This window comes from Streptomyces cadmiisoli (assembly GCF_003261055.1).
Lineage (GTDB): Bacteria > Actinomycetota > Actinomycetes > Streptomycetales > Streptomycetaceae > Streptomyces > Streptomyces cadmiisoli.
This window is the reverse complement of record NZ_CP030073.1, coordinates 6364114-6381380: the sequence shown is the minus strand read 5'-3', so window position 1 is coordinate 6381380 and position 17267 is coordinate 6364114. Positions and strand designations below refer to the sequence as shown.

At 73.0% G+C, this 17267-nt stretch carries 15 protein-coding genes; 8 read left to right on the top strand and 7 right to left on the bottom strand.

Annotated features, from left to right (window positions below):
* Positions 1-78 precede the first annotated feature (78 nt).
* From DN051_RS27935 to DN051_RS27925, 3 genes are read left to right on the top strand one after another with little or no spacing between them, the layout of a single operon-like run.
* Positions 79-1110, top strand: a complete 1032-nt coding sequence (locus tag DN051_RS27935) for an AAA family ATPase (RefSeq protein ID WP_053764039.1) — start codon at positions 79-81, stop codon at positions 1108-1110.
* On the top strand, positions 1110-2483 hold the full coding sequence (locus DN051_RS27930; protein ID WP_053764038.1) for a DUF58 domain-containing protein: 1374 nt from the start codon (positions 1110-1112) through the stop codon (positions 2481-2483). The genes DN051_RS27935 and DN051_RS27930 overlap by 1 nt, the downstream gene beginning before the upstream one ends.
* Entirely contained in the window at positions 2480-4981 is a 2502-nt protein-coding gene (locus DN051_RS27925; RefSeq protein WP_112439728.1) for a transglutaminase TgpA family protein, read from the top strand. Before DN051_RS27930 ends, DN051_RS27925 begins: the two co-directional genes overlap by 4 nt.
* 230 nt (positions 4982-5211) lie before the next feature.
* Here the strand turns inward: DN051_RS27925 and DN051_RS27920 are convergent, their stop codons facing one another.
* The 3 genes from DN051_RS27920 to DN051_RS27910 form a co-directional block, all read right to left on the bottom strand.
* Positions 5212-5607 (bottom strand): DUF3040 domain-containing protein, encoded by a 396-nt coding sequence (locus DN051_RS27920; RefSeq protein WP_053764115.1) that lies wholly within the window; start codon positions 5605-5607, stop codon positions 5212-5214.
* Between the two features lie 277 nt (positions 5608-5884).
* On the bottom strand, positions 5885-6655 hold the full coding sequence (locus tag DN051_RS27915) for a methyltransferase (RefSeq protein ID WP_162624986.1): 771 nt from the start codon (positions 6653-6655) through the stop codon (positions 5885-5887).
* Between the two features lie 208 nt (positions 6656-6863).
* Complete coding sequence (locus DN051_RS27910; RefSeq protein ID WP_053764035.1) at positions 6864-7433, bottom strand: SAV_6107 family HEPN domain-containing protein; 570 nt, start codon at positions 7431-7433, stop codon at positions 6864-6866.
* Positions 7434-7599: 166 nt separating this feature from the next.
* Here DN051_RS27910 and DN051_RS27905 point away from each other — a divergent pair, with 166 nt between their 5' ends.
* The 5 genes from DN051_RS27905 (at position 7600) to DN051_RS27885 (ending at position 14026) form a co-directional block, all read left to right on the top strand.
* Positions 7600-8661, top strand: coding sequence for an ATP-binding cassette domain-containing protein (locus DN051_RS27905; protein WP_246040668.1), 1062 nt, complete (start codon positions 7600-7602; stop codon positions 8659-8661).
* A complete protein-coding gene (locus tag DN051_RS27900) occupies positions 8633-10717 on the top strand; it encodes a YhgE/Pip domain-containing protein (protein WP_112439727.1) in 2085 nt (694 codons plus the stop codon). The genes DN051_RS27905 and DN051_RS27900 overlap by 29 nt, the downstream gene beginning before the upstream one ends.
* A 50-nt stretch (positions 10718-10767) precedes the next feature.
* Positions 10768-11397, top strand: a complete 630-nt coding sequence (locus DN051_RS27895) for a TetR/AcrR family transcriptional regulator (protein WP_112439726.1) — start codon at positions 10768-10770, stop codon at positions 11395-11397.
* Positions 11398-11827: 430 nt separating this feature from the next.
* Positions 11828-12454, top strand: a complete 627-nt coding sequence (locus DN051_RS27890; RefSeq protein ID WP_053764033.1) for a DUF4126 domain-containing protein — start codon at positions 11828-11830, stop codon at positions 12452-12454.
* A gap of 63 nt (positions 12455-12517) precedes the next feature.
* Positions 12518-14026: a phytoene desaturase family protein gene (locus DN051_RS27885; RefSeq protein WP_112439725.1), complete on the top strand. Its 1509-nt coding sequence runs from the start codon at positions 12518-12520 to the stop codon at positions 14024-14026.
* A gap of 30 nt (positions 14027-14056) precedes the next feature.
* Here the strand turns inward: DN051_RS27885 and DN051_RS27880 are convergent, their stop codons facing one another.
* The 4 genes from DN051_RS27880 to DN051_RS27865 all read right to left on the bottom strand — a co-directional run bounded on the left by DN051_RS27880 (position 14057) and on the right by DN051_RS27865 (position 17221).
* Complete coding sequence (locus DN051_RS27880; RefSeq protein ID WP_053764031.1) at positions 14057-15001, bottom strand: SCO2102 family sporulation regulator; 945 nt, start codon at positions 14999-15001, stop codon at positions 14057-14059.
* A 56-nt stretch (positions 15002-15057) separates the two neighbouring features.
* Positions 15058-15981, bottom strand: coding sequence for a methylenetetrahydrofolate reductase [NAD(P)H] (gene metF / locus DN051_RS27875; RefSeq protein WP_112439724.1), 924 nt, complete (start codon positions 15979-15981; stop codon positions 15058-15060).
* 108 nt (positions 15982-16089) lie between these two features.
* A complete protein-coding gene (gene thiE / locus DN051_RS27870) occupies positions 16090-16755 on the bottom strand; it encodes a thiamine phosphate synthase (protein WP_112439723.1) in 666 nt (221 codons plus the stop codon).
* A gap of 100 nt (positions 16756-16855) precedes the next feature.
* Positions 16856-17221 (bottom strand): Rv2175c family DNA-binding protein, encoded by a 366-nt coding sequence (locus DN051_RS27865; RefSeq protein WP_053764028.1) that lies wholly within the window; start codon positions 17219-17221, stop codon positions 16856-16858.
* Between the last annotated feature and the right edge of the window lie 46 nt (positions 17222-17267).

Here is a 17267-nt window from a genome sequence, read left to right as displayed (position 1 = left end):
GTCCGTGATTCGGGGTGGGCCGGTTTACGCGTCACAGAGCGTCGGCCCGTTGAGAGAGAACGGGCCGAGGAGGGCCGGGTGACGACCTATGACGATCGAGCGAGCCTCACTGATCTGACTGCCACCGTGGATCGGGTCCGCAGTTCGGTGGAGGAAGTGATCGAGGGCAAGCCCGAGGTCGTACGGCTTTCGCTGACCGTTCTGCTCGCCGAGGGACATCTTCTGATCGAGGACGTCCCAGGGGTGGGCAAGACGATGCTCGCCAAGGCGCTGGCGCGGTCCATCGACTGTTCCGTGCGGCGTATCCAGTTCACGCCCGACCTGCTGCCCTCGGACATCACCGGTGTGTCCATCTGGGACCAGCAGCGCCGTGACTTCGAGTTCAAGCCCGGCGCGATCTTCGCCCAGATCGTGATCGGCGACGAGATCAACCGCGCCTCGCCCAAGACCCAGTCCGCGCTGCTGGAGTCGATGGAGGAGCGCCAGGTCACCATCGACGGGCAGACCTACGAGCTGCCCAGCCCCTTCATGGTGGTGGCCACGCAGAACCCGGTCGAGATGGAGGGCACCTACCCGCTGCCGGAGGCGCAGCGCGACCGCTTCATGGCCCGGGTCTCCATCGGCTACCCGAGCGCGGAGGCCGAGCTCCAGATGCTCGACGTGCACGGCGGGGTGAACCCGCTGGACGACCTCCAGCCGGTGGCGCACGCGCACGAGGTGGTGAAACTGATCGAGGCGGTGCGCGGCGTCCACGTCGCCGACACGGTCCGGCGCTACGCCGTGGACCTGGTCGCCGCCACGCGCAACCACCCCGATCTGAGACTCGGCGCCTCGCCGCGCGCGACGCTCCATCTGCTGCGCGCGGCGAAGGCGTCCGCAGCCCTCAGCGGCCGGGAGTACGCCCTGCCGGACGACGTGCAGGCCCTCGCCGTCGCCGTCCTCGCGCACCGGCTGCTGCCCACCGCGCAGGCCCAGCTCAACCGCCGCACCGCGGAGCAGGTCGTGCAGGAGATCATCCAGCACACCCCGATCCCGGCGACCCCCCGGCAGAACGGCTTCGGTATGGGGCCCGGCGCGTCCTACGGCCAGCAACCGCCGCGGAGGCTGTGATGGCCACCGCGGCGGGGCCGCGGCAGACCGGGGCGGACCAGGACGACAAGGGCGGGGTGCGCACGGCCCTGGCCGGGCTCACCACCCGGGGCCGCTCGTTCCTGGCCGCCGGTGTCGCCGCCGCCGGCTGCGCCTACGTCCTCGGGCAGAGCGATCTGCTCCGGGTGGGCCTGCTGCTGGCGGTCCTGCCCCTGATCTGCGCGACGGTGCTCTACCGCACCCGCTACCGGGTCGCGGGCAGCCGGCGGCTCTCCCCCGCGCGGGTGCCCGCCGGTGCCGAGGCCCGCGTCCATCTGCGGATGGACAACGTCTCCCGGCTGCCCACGGGCCTGCTGATGCTTCAGGACCGCGTGCCGTACGTGCTCGGTCCGCGCCCGCGCTTCGTGCTCGACCGGGTGGAGCCCGGCGGCCGGCGCGAGGTGTCGTACCGGGTCCGTTCCGATCTGCGCGGCCGCTATCCCCTCGGTCCGCTGCAGCTGCGTCTGACCGACCCTTTCGGGATGTGCGAGCTGACCCGGTCCTTCTCGACGTACGACACGCTGACGGTGATCCCGCGGGTGGAGCCGCTGCCGCCGGTGCGGTTCAGCGGGGAGGCCAAGGGGTACGGCGAAGGGCGGCAGCGCTCGCTCGCCCTGGCCGGCGAGGACGACGTGATCCCGCGCGGCTACCGCCACGGCGACGACCTGCGCCGGGTGCACTGGCGCTCCACCGCACGGTACGGCGAGCTGATGGTGCGCCGCGAGGAGCAGCCGCAGCGCGCCCGCTGCACCGTGCTGCTCGACACCCGGGGCGTCGCCTTCCACGGCGCGGGACCGGACTCCGCCTTCGAGTGGGCGGTGGGCGGCACCGCCTCCGTGCTGGTGCACATGCTCGAACGAGGCTTCTCCGTCAGGCTGTTGACGGACACCGGCAGTTCGGTGCCCGGCGAGGGCGCCGAGGGGTTCGCCGGCACCAGCCACCAGTCGTCGGACGCGGCCGGGCTGATGATGGACACCCTCGCGGTGATCGACCACTCCGACGGCACGGGCCTGTCCCGCGCCTACGACGTGCTGCGCGGCGGCAACGAGGGACTGCTGGTGGCCTTCTTCGGCGACCTGGACGAGGAGCAGGCCACGGTGGTCGCGAAGATGCGCCAGCGCATCGGAGGCGCGGTCGCCTTCGTCCTGGACGGCAGCGCCTGGGGCCGGGAGGCCACCGACGTGCCCGGCGCGGCGGACGGGAGCGAGGAGCGGCTGCGGATGCTGCGCGAGGCGGGCTGGACGATCGTGCCCGTGCCGCGGGGAGCCGCGCTCCAGGACCTGTGGCGCCAGGCCGACCGGGACCGCTCGGGTGTCGTGACGGCGGGCGACACGAGCGGGGAGGGCCGGTCATGAGCGGGCAGGCACGTATGGCGCTGTGCGCCACGGCGGCGACGCTGATGGCCGCGTGCGCCCTGCTGCCGCTGGTCGACGACCCCATGTGGCTCTTCCAGGCGGCCTTTCTGCTGATGATCCAGAGCGGCGTGGGCGCCGCGGCCCGGCGGGTGCCGCTGGCCCGCCCGCTGACCGTCGCCGTGCAGGCCCTGGTCACGCTCGTGCTGCTGACCCTGGTCTTCGCCCGGGAGTACGCGTTCGCCGGGCTGATCCCCGGCCCGGACGCGCTGAAGCACTTCGCCGACCTGCTCCAGCAGGGCACGGACGACGTGAGTCGGTACGCCATCCCGGCGCCGCTGTCCGACGGCATCAAGCTGATGCTCGTCGGCGGCGTCCTGGTGATCGGCCTGGCGGTGGACGTCATCGCGGTGACCTTCCGCAGCGCCGCCCCGGCCGGACTGCCGCTGCTCGCGCTGTACTCGGTCGCGGCCGGGCTGGCCGACGGCGGCGGGGGCTGGGCGTGGTTCCTGATCGCCGCGGTCGGCTATCTGATGCTGCTGCTCGCCGAAGGGCGGGACCGGCTCTCGCAGTGGGGCCGGGTGTTCGGCGCGGCGCCGCGCACCCCGGGCGGGGAGCCCGGCGGCCCGGTCGCCCCGGCGCGCACCGGGCGGCGGATCGGCGTGGTCGCGCTGGGCACGGCCCTGGTGGTGCCGCTGGCCCTGCCCTCGATGGACGGCGGGCTGCTGGACGCCGCCGGGTCGGGCGCGGGTGCGGGCGGCGGGGGCGGCGGCACGATCTCCGCGGTGAACCCGCTGGTGTCGCTCCGGGACAGTCTGAACGTCGAGGAGGACCGCACGGTCATGACCGTGCGCACCAGCACCAACGACCTGTCCAACATGTACCTGCGGATCGTCTCACTGGACGACTTCGACGGCACCACGTGGAAGCCGTCCCGCCGGAACATCGTCGCGGTGCCGGACGAGTTCCCCACCCCGGCGGGCCTCGGCGCGGACGTCCGGCGCACGGAGGTCCGCACCCGTATCGCGGCGGCGGACTGGTACGCGCAGGACTGGCTGCCGATGCCCTACCCGCCGAGCGACGTACGGGTCGACGGCAACTGGCGGTACGAGCCGGTCGGAATGACCCTCGTCGGCGACCACGGCCAGAACACCCGGGGCGCGACGTACGAGGTGACCAGCCTCGACGTGCGGCCCACGGCCGAGCAGCTCGCCACGGCACCGGAGCCGCCGGCCGCCCTGACGCGCGAGTTCACCAAGGTGCCGGACTCCCTGCCGCCGGTGGTGCCGAGGACGGCCCGGGAGATCACGGCCGGCGCGAAGAACCCCTACGAGCAGGCGGTCAGGCTCCAGGAGCACTTCGCCGTGACCGGCGGGTTCCAGTACGACACCGAGGTGGCGGTCGGCGGCGGCTCCGACGGGATCGCCCGGTTCCTGCGGGACAAGCGCGGCTTCTGCGTGCACTTCTCGTTCGCGATGGCGTCGATGGCCCGCACGCTGGGCATACCGGCTCGCGTCGCGGTGGGGTTCGCGCCCGGTACGCCCCAGGCGGACGGCACGGTCTCGGTGGGCCTGCGGGACGCACACGCGTGGCCCGAGCTGTACTTCGAGGGCATCGGCTGGACCCGTTTCGAGCCGACGCCCAACCGGGGCACGACGCCCACCTACACCCAGCCGGAGGTCCCGGACAGCAACGTCCCCGACCTGCCGGAGGCCTCCGCCACGAACGACCCGTCGCCCTCGGCGGAACCGTCGAGCAGCGAGAGCTGCTCCGCGGAGGACAAGCGGCTGGAGGTGTGCGGCGCGGCGCTGCCGCTGGACCCGGGGGCCACGGACGACGGTGGCCCGCCCTGGTACCAGCTCGCGGGCTGGGTGCTGCTCGGGCTCGCGGTGGTCGTCGTGCCGCTGGTGCCCATGCTGTGGCGGCTGAGACGGCGGACCGTGCGGCTGGCGTCGGCCCGGCACACCGGTGCCGCCGCCCTGGCCGGGGGCACCGCGGAACCGCCCGGTGAGGGCGACGGTGACGAGGCGCGGGCCGCGGCCTCCCATCTGCTGGTGGAGCCGTCCGACCGGCACGCCGCCGAGGTCGCCGCCGCGTATGTGCTGGCGGTGTGGCGCGAGCTGACGGACACCGCCTGGGACTACGGCATCCTGCCGGACGACGCGCTGACGCCGCGGAAGGCCGCCGCGCGGATCGTGCGGCTCGGGCATCTGGACGAGCAGGCGGCCGCGTCGGTGCATCGGGTGGCGGGTGCCGTGGAGCAGGTGCTGTTCGCGCCGCGGCCGCGCGCTCAGACGGGTCTCGCCGACAACGTGCGCACACTGCGGGCGGCTCTGCGGTCCAGGGTCAGCCGGCGCACACGGGTGCGGGCGGTCGTCGCGCCCCGTTCGGCCGTCCGCGCGGTCTGGGACCTCAACGACCGCTGGACGGCCTTCAGAGCCCGTCTGGCCACCCGCTGGGCCGCGTTGATCCGTCGCCCGTCGGGCCAGCAGAGCGGCTGAGGCAGCGCCCGGCCGCCGGTCACCGACGGGCGGCGGTCGCTGGGCGCCGGTGCACACCTCCGTGCACCGGCGCCGGGTCGGCTCGTGTACCCGAGCCGACCCGGCGCCGGTGTCCTGCTTCACATCACGTGGCGAACCCCGCCGTGCCGGTGAGCCCGGGCATGCCTGAGGGGTTGCCGCCCCGTGGGCGGCAACCCCTCATGTGTGTCACTGGGAGTCGAGGGCGGGGATCAATGGCCCTGTTGCTCGTCACGGCGCCGTTGCCAGCGCTCCTCGATGCGCTCCATCATCGAGCGCCGCTGACGTCCCTGACGACCGGCCTGCTGGCCACCGCCGGCGGGCTGCTCGCCCGGCCTGGGGGCCTTGCGCCAGCCGGTCACGGCGAGTACCGCGCAGCCCAGCATGACGAGGAATCCCACCACGCTGAGCCAGACCTGTTTGGCGACCATTCCGGCCATGAGGAGCGCGATACCTACGAGGAAGCCCGCGACCGCCTGGTAGACCCGTCGCCGGGTGTACGTACGCAGCCCGCTTCCCTCAAGCGCTGTCGCGAACTTGGGATCTTCGGCGTACAGCGCTCGCTCCATCTGCTCGAGCATGCGCTGCTCGTGCTCTGAGAGCGGCACGGAGTCCTCCTCATCGTGCAGTCGCCGGGGCGACCCGGGGGGTCCCTTCAGGATAGGCAGGGAATCGCCCCCGTGAAACCCGCCCCTCTGCGCCATTTGGCCAACCGGAATCCGCCATGCACGGATCGGCCCGTTGAGGCTTCCATTCCCCGAGGGCCGACCCGTCATGCCGGGTGGTCTCCCTCGATCATACGGCGGGAAGCGCTCGATCGGGGGGCCTGTGGCGTACTCCATCTGCAACCAATGCGCTGATCAGCGACGCGCCCCGGCGTGCGGCTCACGCCTCGGCGGCCCTTCGTGTCTCACCGAGCACATGAAGCTGCGTGGCCACCGCGTGGAACGCCGGGAGCTCGGCCGCCGCGGCTTCCAGCTTCAGCAGGGCGTCCATCGCTCCGGGTTCGGTGTCCACCAGCACGCCCGGTACGAGATCGGCGAACACCCGTACACCGTGCACGGCGCCGACCTCGAGGCCGGCGGCCGCGACCAGTTCGGTCAGCTGTTCGGCGGTGAAGCGGCGCGGCATCGGGTCGCCGGTGCCCCAGCGCCCGTGCGGGTCGTCCAGCGCCTGCCTGGCCTCCGTGAAGTGACCGGCGAGGGCGCGTGCGAGCACGGCACCCCCGAGCCCGGCCGCGAGCAGGCTGAGCACGCCTTCGGGGCGCAGGGCGGCCACCGCGTTGCCGAGGCCCTCGGCCGGGTCGTCGACGTACTCCAGGACGCCGTGGCACAGCACCGCGTCGTAGCCGCCGCGCTCGACCACGTCGAACAGGCCCCGGGCGTCGCCCTGCACGCCCCGCACCCGGTCGGCGACGCCGGCCTCGGCGGCGCGGCGCTCCAGCGCGAACAGCGCGTTCGGGCTGGGGTCGACGACGGTGACGCGGTGGCCGAGGCGGGCGACGGGCACGGCGAAGTTGCCGCTGCCGCCTCCGGTGTCGAGGACGTCCAGCGACTCCCGGCCCGTGGCCTTGACCCGGCGGTCCAGGGCGTCCCGGAGGACGTCCCACACCACGGCGGTTCGGAGAGAGGATCGGGGGCGCATCGGGTCCGACACGGCAGTTGACTCCTCGGCGCGGCACCGCCTCGGGGCGGAGCGAACGGGCTGCCTTCCCGGACCCCGCGGGTGCGGGCGGGAAGGCTTCAGGCGCCCTCCACCCTATTGCCTTCACGGGCCCGCCCGGTCCCTCCGGTGGTGCCGCCGCTCCCGGCCGTCCGCCGCCCGCCCCCGGCCGCCCACCAGCGGCGGGACGGTGGTGGGCCGGTCAGCCGGCGTCCGGGAAGTCGCGGTCCGCGCCGGGAGCGCGGCCCTCTCCCGCGTCCGGGTCCGGACGGGGCTGCGGGAGGACCGGCTGGAGCACCAGCATCCGTTCGACGATGCGGATGAACATCGCCACGTCACGTATGAGGTCGTCGGCGTCCCGGCGGCCGGCCGCGCCCTGGATGCCGGCCTCGGCCAGGGCGCGGCGGCGGGCGCCCGAGGCGAACAGGGCGCTCCACTCGGTGAGTTCGGGTGCGATCTCCGGCAGCACTTCCCAGGCGCTGCGGATCCTGGCCCGGCGTCGCGGGTTGTGCTCGGGGCGTCCGCGTGCGGCGAGGACGGCCGCGGCGGTGCGCAGGGCGGCGAGATGGGCGGTCGCGTAGCGCTCGTTCGGAGTGTCGAGGACTGCCGCCTCGTCGAGGCCGGTGCGGGCCTGGGCGAGCAGGTCGAGGGCGGCGGGTGGCGCCGTGGCCCGGCGGAGCACGGGGTGCACGTCGCCCGCCGGGCCGTTCAGTGAGGGGGCAGGGCCGGTGGCGCGGCGCCGACGCGCGGCGGCTGCGGACGAGTTGGCCATGACGAACCTCCTGTCGTCAGTGTGACGGCACGCCCTGACACGAGGTGCCGTATGTGCCCATCGTGAGGTATGGCACTGACAATCCGATCTGACCTGGGCTTTTGCTTCGATCGAAAGTTCGGGTTAGTTTTTGCACTGACCAGTCAGTTCAAAAGACGGGGGAGTCGTGGCGGGCGTTGTGCGGGGCAGCCTGGGGGGAGTCGCCGTCGGCGCCCGCCACTTCGGACTGAAGGGTCCACGCGGCTGGGCCTTCCGCGGTGTTTCGTTCGCCGCGGAGCCCGGCTCGCTGGTGGCGGTCGCGGGGCCGTCGGGTTCGGGCCGCACGAGCCTGCTGCTCGCGCTGACGGGGCGGATGAAGGCGACCGAGGGGACGGCGGTCGTCGGCGACGTCCGGCTGCCGAGGCAGTCGGCCGCCCTGCGCCGGATCAGCGGCCTCGCGCACGTTCCCGGCGTCACCGATCTCGACCCCGCCCTGACCGTCGCGGAGCATCTGCGCGAACGGGCCCTGCTCCAGCGCCGCTTCGGTGACTCCCTGCGCGCACTGCTGCGGCCGCGGTCGGAACGCGCGCGTGAGGCTCGGCGGCGGATCGACGACGCCCTGGCCGCCGCCGGCCTGGACACCGAGACCCTGCCGAAGGGCCCGCGCACCGCCGTACGGGACCTGGAACGCCTCGAGGCCCTGCGTCTGTCGGTCGCCCTGGCCCTGGTCGGACGGCCGCGGCTGCTCGGCGTCGACGACGCGGACCTCAAGCTCTCGATGGCCGAACGGGCGGAGGTCTGGGCGCTGTTGAGGTCCCTCGCCGACTCCGGGACGACGGTGCTGGCGGTGTGCGGCGAGGCTCCCGAGGACGCCGTGGTGGTGTCCACGGTGCCTCGTGGCGGCAGCGCGGGGGCCGACGCCGACGAGCGGGCCGTCGGGACGGCGCCCCGCGACAACACCGACGACCCGGCCGACGAGACCGCGCACCACGGGAACACGGACGCCCCGGCCGACGAGACCGCGCACGCCGGCGACACCGGCCACCGGGCCGTGCACGACCGCGCCCCCGCCGAGGGCTCCACGGCCGCGCACGACGGGGACGTGAACGACGCGGACGCGCACGACGGAGACGTGAACGACGCGGACGCGAACGACTCGGACATGAACGGCGGGGCCGCCCACCACACGCACGTGAACGACGAGGCGAAGGAGGCGGCGGATGCGCTCGCCGAGACTGGCCGCTCTTGAGCTGCGGCGCTTCGGGCGCGGTAGGCTCCCCCGCGCGGCCCTGGTGGCACTTCTCCTGCTGCCGCTGCTCTACGGTGCGTTGTACCTGTGGTCCTTCTGGGATCCGTACAGCCGCCTGGACCGCCTCCCCGTGGCACTGGTGAACGACGACACGGGAGCGACCGCCGGAGGCAAGGAGATCCACGCGGGCGACGACATCGTGGCGGGACTGCGTGACAGCGAGGTCTTCGACTGGCACGAGGTGAGCGCCGCCGAGGCACGCGCGGGCGTGGAGGAGGGCACGTACTACCTGTCGCTGACCATGCCGGACGACTTCAGCCGCCGTATCGCCTCCGGTTCGGGCGACTCCCCGCAGGCGGGGGCCCTCCGGGTCCGTACGAACGACGCCAACAACTACATCGTCGGGCAGATCTCCCGGACGGTGTTCAGCGAGGTGCGCACGGCGGCGTCCACCAAGGCGTCGCGGACGTTCCTGGACCGGATCTTCATCTCGTTCTCCGGCATCCACGGCGAGACGGTGAAGGCCGCGAGCGGGGCGGACAAGCTCAAGAGCGGTATCGGCACGGCGGAGAAGGGCTCGAAGGACCTCGCCGACGGTCTGAAGGACGCCGAGGGCGGCAGCGGCAAGCTGGTCAAGGGCCTGAAGAAGCTCGACACGGGGGCCGGCGACCTGGAGGACGGTTCGCAGCAGGTCGCGGAGGGGACGCAGGCACTCGCCGACAAGGTCGACGGCGTCGCGGACGAGGTCGGGCCGTTCCTGGAGGACAACGAGCAGACCATCGGTGACACGGCCAGGGCGGTCGCCGACACCGCCGGCGCGATCGGCGACAACCTCGGCACGCTGGTGAAGCGGGCGCCGGCGGCCGCCGAGGAGGCCCGCACGGCCGCGGACACCCTGCGCGACGTCCACGAGCGGCGCTGCGGAACCGCCGTCCCGCCCGATGCGGCCTGCTACGACCTGGAGAAGGCGAAGGACGCCGCGGCCGACGTGGCGACGCTCGCGGACGACGTCAGCACGCTGATCACCGAGCACGAGGGCGACCTGGAGAAGCTGGACGGCCATCTCGCCACCCTGGAGAAGCAGGCCCGCGCGCTCGCCGACCGTGCCCCGCACCTGTCGGAGGACCTCGACGACGCCGTCACCAGGATCAACAAGCTGAACGAGGGAGCCGGGAAGGTCGCCGCGGGTGCCAAGGCGCTGCACACCGGGCTCGGCACGGCCCGGACCGGCGCGGTGGACCTCGACCAGGGCGTCGGCGACCTCAGGACGGGCGCGGACGACCTCAGCGGCGGCATGTTCAAGCTCGTCGACGGCTCGGGCAGGCTCGCGAGCGGGCTGCACGACGGCGCGAAGCAGATCCCCGACTACGACGAACGGCAGCGCGACGAGCGGACCGAGGTGATGGCGGACCCGGTCCGGCTCGCGTCCGAGTCGCTGCACCGGGCGCCCAACTACGGCACCGGATTCGCCCCGTACTTCATCCCGCTGTCCCTGTGGGTGGGCGCCATGGTGGCGTACATGCTGATCGCGCCGCTCAACCGGCGCGCCCTGGCCGCCGGTGCCTCGGCCTGGCGGATCGCGCTGGCGGGCTGGCTGCCGGTGCTCGCGATCGGCGTGCTCCAGACGGTCGCGCTGATGTCGGTGCTGCACTGGGCGGTCGGGCTGGAGATGGCGCGGGCGGCCGGCACCGTCGGTTTCCTGTTCCTGGTCACGGGCTGCTTCGCCGCGCTCATCCAATGGCTGAACGCGCACTTCGGAGCCGCCGGCCGCATCCTGGTCCTCGCCCTGCTGATGCTCCAGCTGACCTCCGCGGGCGGCACCTACCCCGTGCAGACCAGTCCGGCCTTCTTCAACGCGCTCCACCCGTTCCTGCCGATGAGCCATGTCGTCGAGGCCCTCAGGAGGCTCATCAGCGGCGGCGGCCTGGAACCCGTGTGGCACGCGTGCGTGGTGCTGGCGGCGTACACCGCGGGCGCCCTCGCCCTGACGGCCCTGTCCGCCCGGCGCCGGCAGGTGTGGACACTGGACCGGCTGCACCCGGAGCTGAGCCTGTGAGTGACCGTCCCGCGCTCTGTCCCGCGACGGTTCCTGTGACAATCGGGGCCATGGAACGCAGCAGCACCACGTCGGGCGCCGGTACGCGCCGGGAAGCCACCCGGCAGAAGCTCTACGAGGCGGCCGTCACCCTCATCGCCGAGCAGGGCTTCTCCGCCACCACGGTGGACGAGATCGCCGAGCGCGCCGGGGTCGCCAAGGGCACGGTGTACTACAACTTCGCCAGCAAGTCGGTCCTCTTCGAGGAACTGCTGAGGCACGGCGTGGGGCTCCTCACCGCCTCACTGCGCGAGGCGGCGGAGCGCACCGCGCGCGACGGCGGCAGCAAGGTGGACGCCCTGGACGCGATGATCCGGGCGGGACTCGTTTTCATCGACCGCTATCCGGCATTCACCCAGCTGTACGTCGCCGAGTTGTGGCGCACCAACCGGGCCTGGCAGTCCACCTTGATGGTGGTCCGGCGGGAAGCGGTGGCGGTCGTCGAGGCAGTGCTGCGCGAGGGCATCGACGACGGCGAGTTCACCGACGAGATCGACGTCCCGCTGACCGCGGCGGCGCTGGTCGGGATGGTTCTGGTGGCCGCGCTGGACTGGCAGGCCTTCCAGCCGGAACGGTCCCTGGACGATGTGCACGCGGCACTGTCGCGGCTGCTCCAGGGACGGGTGAGCGGCAGGCCGTAGCGGTGCGCGCACCGCCGCGGTGAACCGACCGCGGCGGTACGGACCGAAGCGGCGCAGGCACCCGAGCAATGCACGAAAGCGCCGGCCCGCAGTGGCCGCGTCCCCCGCGGGCCACGCCGGACCGGCGCTTCCTCGTGCTCCCCCGTACCCCGTACCCCCGTACTCCCCCCGTTGGGTCCTCCCCCGGGTTCCCCCCGTGTCTCGCTCCCGCCGACCGCGGCCGGCGGAAGGAGCGGATCGAGGGCCGGGCCGTTCCGGCGCCCCGTGTCGCCGGTGCCGGCGCCGTGCCCCTCTCCGTGCCTCCACTCTCTCGTTCCCGCAGGTCGGCACCCATCCGCGCGCGTACTCATCTCGTCACCTGAGTACGCGTACTCAGTCATACGCACGCGCCCCCAGGACGTCTCGGCCCCGGCTGGTTACGATCGCGTCCGTGTCCGTACTCCCCCTGGTGTTCACCAGCGGCTGGGCCAGCGGTGTCAACGCGTACGCGGTGGTGCTGCTGCTCGGCTTCTTCGGCGCGACGGGCGTGAGCGACGAGGTACCCGAGACGCTGCAACGGCCCGAGGTCCTGATCCCCGCGGGTGTGCTGTTCCTGTGCGAGACGGTGGCCGACAAGATCCCGTACGTCGACTCGGTGTGGGACTCGGTGCACACGGTGATCCGGCCGGCCGCCGGGGCGTGGGTGGGGGCGCTGCTCGCCGGGCAGAGCGGTTCCCTGTCCGATCTGACGGCGGGCGCGATCGGCGGTTCGACCGCGCTGGCCAGCCATGCGGTCAAGGCCGGGACACGGATGGCGGTGAACTCCTCGCCGGAGCCGTTCAGCAACGTGATCCTCAGCCTGGCGGAGGATCTCGGGGTCGGCGGGATCGTCACGTTCGCGATGTTCCACCCGGAGGCCGCCGCCGTCGTCGCCGGCGTGCTGCTGGTCGCCGGGCTGGTCGCGCTGTACTTCCTCGTCTCCCGCATCCGCCGCTTCCTGCGCCGCCGCGCCCAGCGCCGGGAGGAACGGCGGCTGGAACGCCGGCTGGCAGCCCGCGCGGGCCCACCTGACGGGTAGGGCGTCCGCGCTGGTCACAGCCCCGTCGGCGCGCTGTCGGTGGCGGCCGATAAAGTCGCGGGCATGGCACGGATTGCGGTGATCGGCGCCGGGATGGGCGCGATGGCGGCTGCCGCCCGGCTGGCCGTCGCGGGCCACCGGGTGACGGTGTACGAGCGGACGCAGACGTACGGCGGGTCGGTGCGGCGGCTGGAGCGGGACGGCTTCTCCTTCGACACCGGCCCCGGACTGCTGTCGCTGCCCGCGGTGTACCGGGACCTGTTCCTCAAGACCGGCAAGGAGCCGCTGGAGGACTGCGTCGACCTCGTCCAGGTCGACCCGTCGTCCCGGCACGTCTTCGCGGACGGCACACAGGTGTCACTGCCGAACGCCTCGCGCGCGGGAGTGGTCGCCGCTCTGGACGAGGCACTGGGAGCGGGCGCCGGCGGACGCTGGGGCGACTTCCTGGTGCGCGCCCGCGAGGCGTGGGACCGCACCCGCCGGCCCCTCCTGGAGGAGCCCCTGTGGCCCAACTGGCAGGTGCTGGCCGACCGCGAGCCCTACCCCGCGGTCCCGCACAAGCGGCTGCTGCGCACTCGCCGGGCCGCGACGCTGGCCGAGGTGGCCGCCTGGGAGCTGCGCGATCCCCGGCTGGCCGCCCTGCTGGAGGGCCACGCCCTGGCACACGGTCTGGACCCGCGCGTCGCACCGGCCGCGGCCTCGGTCCTGCCGTACCTGGAGCACGCCTTCGGCACCTGGTACGTGCGCGGAGGCGTCCGGGAACTCGCCCGGGCCGTCCACGAGCGCTGCCTGGCCCGCCGCGTCGAGTTCGTTCTCGGCGCCGAGGTGACACGGCTGCTGGAGAAGGACGGCCGGGCGGCGGGCGTGGAGTTCGCGGACGGCATGGTGGCCGAGGCGGACTTCGTGGTGGCCGGAGTGGCACCGGCGGTCCTGAACCGGCTCGTCGCCGGTACGGCGATCCGTGGCGCCGGTGAGGTCCAGGCCGCGCGCGGGCCGGCGAGCCGTCTGACGGTGCTGCTGGCGCTGCGCGGAGCGCGGCCCGGGGATTCGGCGCACCGGACGGTGGTCCACACCGCGGACCGCGACGGCGAGTTGGAGTCCGTGTTCGGCCCGGCCCCGGGCCCGGCCGCGTCACCCACGGTCACGGTTCTGCGGCCCGGCGACCCCGGCCTGGTCCCGGACACCGGGCACGAGGCGGTCACCCTCACGGCGACGGTGCCCGCCGAGGAGAGCCGGAGCACGACGGAGAGTTTCGCCCGGCACGCCGAGGACATGATCGGCGTCGCGGAGCGTGTCGTACCCGATCTGCGGGACCGTCTGCTGTGGCACGTGGTGCGCACCCCGGCGGACCTGGCCGAGGCGACGGGTGCGGAGGGCGGGGCGGTCCCGGCACCGTCGCTCGCGGCGGCCGAGGGCCGGATGCTGCACCCGTCGAACTCGACGGCTCTGCCCGGCCTGTTCACCGTCGGCGGCTGGTCCCATCCCGGCGGCGGGCTCCCGCACGCCGGGATGTCGGGGGCGCTGGTCGCCGGACTGATCGTGGAGGGACCGGAGTTCCGCGGCTCGCAGTGATCACCCGCGGGGCACCGGGCCGCGCGGGGATCAGAAGCGGTAGCGCTCGTCGTATCCGTTGCCCTGCTGCGCCTGCCCGTCGCCCTGGTACGGGTACTGCTGCTCGGGCGGCAGTTCCCCGCCGTAGGGGTCGTCGGTGGTGCGCTGCTGCGGCACCCAGACACCGCCGGCCGGGGTCTCGCCGCCGTAGGTCCCGGTGGCGTACTGGTCCTGGCCGTAGGCCTGCTGGCCGTACTGCTGCTGGTCGTAACCCGTGTCGTACGAGGCGCCGCCCTGGTAGGTCTGGGTGCCGATGTACGGGTCGGAGTAGGCGGCGTACTGCTGCTGGCCGGTGGTGTCGTAGCCGTACTGCTGCTGGCCGTAGGAGTAGCCGTCGTAGGAGTAGCCCTGGTCGGCGGCCTGGGCTGCGGTCGCGTACTGGTCCTGCGCCTGGGCCGCGGCGGCGTACGCGGGGTCGCTGTAGACGCCGTACGAGCCGGTGTCGTCCGGCATCGGCTGCGGCTCGTAGACCGCGGTGCTCTCGGCCGCCGTCTCCGGGGCGGCGGCGCGGGCCGGGGTGAAGACGTCGTCGTGCTCGTGGTCCTCCTGGCCGCGGGTGTCGCGCCGGGCGTACGGGGTGTCCTCGTCGTGGAACTCGGACGCCTCCAGGTCGGAGACCTCCAGCGTCGGGTCGCCGTGGTCCGGCTCTCCGCGGCGGCGCTTGCTGCCGCCCAGCCCCGGTCGTCCGGTGACCGCCCAGCCGGCGGCGAAACCGCGGCGGAACGACAGGGTGACGTAGGTCTGGCCGACCGCGAACGCGGCCGCGCCCAGTCCGATGACGATGACGGACGCCATCAGGACGCCGACGACGACGCCGAGGAATCCGACGAAGGCCAGCAGGCGCCAGCGCAACCGCGCCTTGTACTGCAGCAGCACTTCGCCGAGCAGCCACAGTGCGACGACGCCGAACGCGATGTAGAGGACCGTCCAGCCCATGTACGCCCCTCTCCCAATGACCGTTACGCAGTGTGTCGTATGAGCGTGCGACCGGTCTAGGCCCGCGGTGGGTGGTGCAGACCCAGATTCTCGTAGATCTCCAATGTCGCCGTGGAGTTGTTGAGCGTGATGAAGTGCAGTCCGGGCACTCCCTCGGCCAGCAGCCGAGCGCAGAACTCCGTGGCGAACTCGATCCCCATGGAGCGTACAGCGGCCGGATTGTCTTTCGCTGTGAGGATCCGCTCTTTCAAGGTGGACGGCAGGTGAGCATTGCTCAACTGCGGCAGCCGCTCCAGCATACGGACGCTGGTGACCGGCATGACCTCGGGGATGACCGGGGTCACGCAGCCTGCCGCGGCGACCCGGTCGCGCAGCCGGAGATAGGACTCCGGCTGGAAGAACATCTGCGTGATGGCGTAGTCGGCGCCGGCGCGGCACTTGTCCACGAAGTGCGCGACATCGGTGTCCCGGTCGCAGGAGCGGGGGTGCATCTCGGGGAAGGCGGCGACACCGACACAGAAGTCGCCCGACTCCTTGATGAGGCGGACGAGCTCGGCGGCGTAGGTCACGCCCTTCGGATGCGGGACCCAGTCACCCATGGGGTCGCCGGGCGGGTCGCCGCGCAGGGCGAGCATGTTGCGGATTCCGGCGTCGGCGAACTGGCCGATGACGTTGCGCAACTCGCTGATGGAGTGGTCCACGGCGGTGAGGTGGGCGACCGGGGTCAGGGTGGTGTCGGCGACGATCTGCTCGGTCTCCTTGACCGTGCTGGCGCGTGTGGAGCCGCCCGCCCCGTAGGTGACGGACACGAAGTCGGGGGCCACCGCCTCGACCCTGCGCAGGGCGTTCCACAGGCTGCGCTCACCCTTGGGCGTCTTCGGCGCGTAGAACTCGAACGAGTACGTCGTCTTGCCGGCGGCGAGCATGTCGCGCACGGTGCGTGCGCGGTCAGTCCTGGTCGATGCGGTTCCGAGGGCCATACCGGCAGGTTAGCCAGGGGGCGGCGGTCCCCCAACCGGATCACGGGATTTTGCCCGTTTTGTCGACTTGTTGTCCATCCCTTGGACATCCTTGGACACCGGTGGACGTCAGGCCTGCCGCAGCCGCTTGGCGAATTCCGCGGCGGCGGTGCCGGGGTCGTCCGCCTCGGTGATCGCCCGGACGACGACGACCCGGCGGGCGCCCGCCTCCAGCACCTGGTCGAGATTGCCCAGGTCGATGCCGCCGATGGCGAACCAGGGGCGGTCGGTGCCCAGCCCCGCCGTGTGCCGCACCAAGTCAAGGCCGGGGGCGTGGCGGCCCGGCTTGGTGGGGGTCGGCCAGCAGGGGCCGGTGCAAAAGTAGTCCACGCCCTCCTGGACGGCTGCCGCGGCGGCCTCGTCCGGCGCGTGGGTCGACCGGCCGACCAGGACGTCCTCGCCGAGGATCGCCCGCGCCGCAGGGACCGGCAGGTCGCCCTGGCCGAGGTGCAGCACGTCCGAGCCGGCGGCGTGGGCGACGTCCGCCCGGTCGTTGACCGCGAGGAGTCTGCCGTGCCGGGCGCACGCCTCGGCGAAGACCTTCAGGTGGTCCAGTTCCTCGGCCGCCTCCATGCCCTTGTCCCGCAGCTGCACGATGTCCACACCGGCCGCCAGGACCGCGTCCAGGAACTCCGGCAGGTCGCCCTGGCGCCGGCGCGCGTCCGTGCACAGGTACACCCGGGCGTCGGCGAGCCGGGCGCGGGCGGTGTCGGTGTCGGTGTCGGTGTCGGGCATGTGTCCCCCCGTTGTCGGTGGCGTACGGGCCCTCGGCGGGCGCAGTCGCAGGTGGCCGTGGCGGCGTCCGCCGCGGCCCGTACGCCGGACGGTCCTCGGTTCAGACGGCGAGCGCCTGGGCGCGGCGCTTCACCTCCGTGCCGCGATTCTCGCTCAGCGCCTGCGCGGGGGTGCCGGGCAGGGTCGGGTCGGCGGTGAAAAGCCACTCCAGCATCTCTTCGTCCGTGAAGCCGTCGTCCCTCAGCAGCGTCAGGGTCCCGGACAGGCCCTTGACGACCTTGTCCCCGTCGATGAAGGCGGCGGGGACGTGCAGCGCGCGGTTCTCACCACGGCGTACGGCGATGAGCTGGCCGTCCTTGACCAGCTGCCGCACACGTGTCACCTCGACGTCGAGCATCTCGGCGATGTCGGGGAGGGTGAGCCAGGCGGGGACGAGAGCATCGATCTTTGCGTCAATCTCGGTCACGGGAACAAGCCTGCCATCCTCCACCGACAGTCGGAAGCCAGGCCGG